Source organism: Pseudomonas sp. (assembly GCF_049645325.1).
In the GTDB taxonomy this organism is placed as follows: Bacteria; Pseudomonadota; Gammaproteobacteria; order Pseudomonadales; family Pseudomonadaceae; genus Aquipseudomonas.
This window is the reverse complement of sequence record NZ_JBARTQ010000591.1, coordinates 1-3,550: the sequence shown is the minus strand read 5'-3', so window position 1 is coordinate 3,550 and position 3,550 is coordinate 1. Positions and strand designations below refer to the sequence as shown.

Genomic DNA, 3,550 nt, shown 5'->3' with positions numbered 1-3,550 from the left:
GGTCCGTGGTGAGGGCGCGGCCGCCAGTTCGGAAATCGGCGACTTCCTGATGTTGCAACTGATCAATCGAACGGAGTTGGAGCTGCGTCATTACCTGAGCCAGGCACAGGTCCGCCCTGAGGCGTTGTTTCGCTCATTGCTGTCGATGTTCGGTGAGTTGTCAACGTTCGCTAACGACACTAAACGGGCGCACCTGGAGGTGCGTTACAGCCACGGCGACCAGGGCGAAAGCTTTCGCGGGTTGATGGACGGCGTGCGCGCTGTGTTGTCTATGGTGCTGGAGCAACATGCCATCGAACTCACGTTGCAACAACGCCAGTATGGGGTACTGGTGTGCCCGGTGAGTAACCTGAAGTTGCTGGGCACCGCCACGTTCATCCTGGCGGCCACCGCACAGTGTGATTCGGAGGAGTTGCGCCATCGCCTGCCGGCACATTTGAAGGTCGGGCCGGTGGAGCGCATACGCGAGCTGGTCAACCTGCACCTTGCGGGTATCAAGATCAAGCCGCTGCCTGTGGCGCCGCGGCAGATTCCGTTTCACGCGAGCAAAACCTATTTCATGCTGGATCTGAATGCCCGTGACATTGCGCAGCTGGAGCAGTCGGGTGGTTTTGCTTTTCACGTCAGCGGTGAATTTGCAGCACTTGAACTCAACTTCTGGGCTATCAGGAACTGAATACTATGGACAGTGAATATCCGCAGGACGAAAAAACCGTCCTGCTTGACCACGAAGGGCGTGGGCCCGCGCAGTCGGCGATAACCGACTTCCCTTTACCTCCGCGGTTTGAGCAACTGGAAGATCGGATGATCTACGCCGCCCGTGCTCAGGACGTCCATCGCTTCAAAATAGGCCCCAACCCCTTGGTTGTTTCCGCGTGGGCGTTATTGTCGCAGGTGGTCCAGCTCAAGGGCAGTTCCGGCCGTGAAAGCATCGGCGCCGTCAATGACCGGCTGGCTTCGGCCGTCACTCAATTTGAAGCCCGCGCCTTGCAGTCCGGTGTCGAGAATAACCAAGTGGTATCGGCACGCTACGTGCTGTGCAGCGTCATTGATGAGGCGGTGGTCACCACGCCGTGGGGCAATCGCAGTGACTGGTCGAAGGTGAGCCTGCTGAGCCGGTTTCACAACGAAACCTTCGGAGGGGAAAAGGTTTTTCAACTGTTGGAGCGGCTGTCCCGCGACCCGGTCAAGCACTTGGCGATGCTGGAACTGCTGTATGTGTGCCTGGCCATTGGGTTCGAAGGTAAATACCGAATCATGGAGCGCGGTGCGTCGCAACTTGAGGCGGTGCGTGATGCCTTGCACCGTCAGATAAGGCAGGTGCGGGGAGATCCGCCATCGGAACCTGCGCCACCGACAAGCATGGGCCGTAAGCGCTTTCGCGTCATTTCGGCGACCTGGATTGCGGTGTTTGCTTTGGCCTGTGTCGTGGGGATGTACACAGGATTTGCCTGGAGGCTGGGCGAGGCGCGTGCCCATGCGCTGCAACCTCTTCAACTTTCGGCGTCGGAACTGACTCAGACGCCCTTGTAAACGCTGGGAGCAATAAATGAACGCATTCTTCAAGAAGGCGGGCACCGTGCTGGGCACGATTTGGGTCTGGAGCTTGCTGTTGGTGCTGAGCAGCGCGGCGTTGGTGTGGTGGATCGGGCCGTTGCTGGCCGTGAATGACTACCGGTTCTGGCTGGGCACAACGGCTCGCTTGATCACTATCAGCGCGCTGTGTCTGCTGTGGGGGCTGGCGATGGTGCTCGTTGGTGGACGCCGTGACGCCGGCCTGAAAAAACCTGAGAACCAGACCCACCATCAGCATTTGGGATGGGTCGAGGACGAACAGAGACACGTGCGCGGGCGTTTCAAGGAAGCTGTCCAGGCGCTGAACACCTCTCCTCGTTACGCAGGGCGCAATATGCGCTGGCGCAACGACCTGCCTTGGTACGTGTTGATCGGCGAGCAAGGCAGTGGCAAGACACAACTGCTGGCGGCGGCGGGTTTGCAATTGCCGCTCGGGCGAGTCGAGGCGATGCCGCGGGACGAAACGGCTCACTGTGAATGGTATTTCGCCGACGCGGGCGTCGTTATCGACACGCCGGGACGCTACCTGACGCAACCTGACAGCGCGGTAGACGGCGCGGGCTGGTCAACCCTGCTGAGCCTGCTGAGGCAGCGGCGCCGGGCACGTCCGCTCAATGGCGTGGTAGTGACATTGTCGATGGAGACGCTTTTAAGCAACGATGAACACGACCTGGAACAACGCGCGCGGCATGTGCATTCCCGTCTGCAAGAGATCCAGCAGACATTGCGCGCAGATGTACCGCTCTATCTGGTATTGACCCAGGCCGACCGGGTTCCCGGTTTGCACGAGTTCTTTGACGCGTCCTCGGCACAAGATGCCGATAGCGTCTTCGGTCAACGCCTTGACCTGGGTACGGCGAGCATTGACGTTGCACAGGTACGCCAGGCCTTTGAGGCCTTGCTGCAACGCTTGAGCGCTGAGCTCATTTTGCGATTGCACCAGGAGCGCAGCGTCGAACGTCGCGGCCTGATGCTTGATTTTCCGCAGCAGGTGGCGCAGATCGGCGAGCGCTTGTGCCTGTTTGTCGAGTCCGCGTTTTCCGCACATCGTTATCAGCGTATCAATGGTTTGCGGGGTTTCTACCTGACCTGCGCCGACGACAGGCGCAACCGTTTTGTCCAGGGCCTGTTCAGCCGGGTGATCTTCGCCGAAGCCGACCTTGCCGGCCTGCAGGCTGAGGAGCGGCATCGTATTCGTTGGCAGCAAGGCGTAGGAGTGATGTCTGTGGCACTGCTTGTCGCCGGGGCAGGGTGGCTGTGGACATACAGTTATTCGGTCAACGACCAGCGCTTGGCGCAACTGGCAACGCTGGCCACTCATCCTTTGCCTGCTCAAGGGGCGGCTGAACCGGTTCCGACGCTGCTGGCGTTGTTGGATGCGCGCCTGGAGGCGACGCGCGTCTTCCCGCCGGCGGGCGATGTCGGGTTCGTGGAGCGCGCCGGCCTGTATCAAGGCGAAGTCAGTCGACCGGTAGTGACCCGAGCCTATGAGAGGGCCCTGAACCACCAGATGCTGGGCGAGATAACCGCGGTGCTGGAAGATCAGGTGCGCGCGACTCTCGGGGATCGTCAACAACTGCTGGAAAACCTGCGTGCTTACCTGATGCTCAGTCTGCGCGAACGTCGTGATAACGGCTGGCTGGCCCAGCACTTGGGCGATGTTTGGTCGACGCGTCACGCAGGGGATGCGTCGACGCAAAAGCGCTTGAATGAGCACCTGGCCCGGTTACTTGAGCAACCGTTCGCGGCACCGCTCGACGAGGCGCTCGTGGCCACTGCACGTGAAGTGCTGCGGGGTGAATCCCTGGCTGATGGGGTTTATCGGGTACTGCGCGAGCAATCGCGAAACCTGGAGCCGCTCCGCCTCACCGAGGGCAAGGTCTTCACCGCGATTGATCCGCCTATTCCGGGCTTTTATACGAAAAGGTACTGGCAATACTTCGAGGCCCAGGGGCCCCGGTTGGTGAATGCGATC

General features: G+C 60.3%; 3 protein-coding genes. All 3 read left to right on the top strand.

The window, feature by feature from the left end:
• Positions 1-676 (top strand): type VI secretion system baseplate subunit TssK (gene tssK, locus WBB95_RS24845; RefSeq protein ID WP_424489976.1); only part of this gene is annotated, 676 nt, incomplete at its 5' end.
• A 5-nt stretch (positions 677-681) separates the two neighbouring features.
• Positions 682-1,533: a type IVB secretion system protein IcmH/DotU gene (icmH, locus tag WBB95_RS24840; RefSeq protein WP_424489975.1), complete on the top strand. Its 852-nt coding sequence runs from the start codon at positions 682-684 to the stop codon at positions 1,531-1,533.
• A 16-nt stretch (positions 1,534-1,549) separates the two neighbouring features.
• Positions 1,550-3,550: type VI secretion protein IcmF/TssM N-terminal domain-containing protein (locus tag WBB95_RS24835; protein WP_424489974.1), on the top strand; the 2,001-nt coding region annotated here is incomplete at its 3' end.

Bases quoted from the DNA above. Each gene is read 5' to 3' on its own strand.
- icmH (WP_424489975.1), top strand. From the start codon at position 682: ATGGACAGTGAATATCCGCAGGACGAAAAAACCGTCCTGCTTGACCAC.